Genomic DNA, 328 nt, shown 5'->3' with positions numbered 1-328 from the left:
GTAGTACCGGCACCGAGACGGCAGCTTCTTTTCGCTGTCCCGTCACTTGCGCTTTCTCTGTGCCCGGTAGAGAATCCGGCTATTGCCTATCATAAATTTCTGACCGACAAGGTGCCTAAGAATTGATCCTCACTGAGCAACTCGATCATCTGCCCGACAACAAGCGCCGCGAGCTTTCGCGGGTCATGCAGATCGTGTTCGACGAGTTCAACGACCATCAGAAGACCAAGCTCTCCGACAAGCAGCGCGCCGGCAAAATCCTAAAGCTCGTGCTGTACGGCTCCTATGCCCGCGGCGACTGGGTCGAAGACCGACTGGGTCGAAGACC

Annotated in this window: 1 pseudogene; it reads left to right on the top strand. The window is 56.4% G+C overall.

From position 1 onward, the window contains the following. Positions 1 to 122: 122 nt before the first annotated feature. Positions 123 to 328: pseudogene (locus tag AC1DMK_RS31215) on the top strand (nucleotidyltransferase); the annotation flags it as partial.

It is taken from the genome of Rhizobium sp. 05L419, from assembly GCF_056397845.1.
This window is presented reverse-complemented; position numbering and strand designations above follow the sequence as displayed.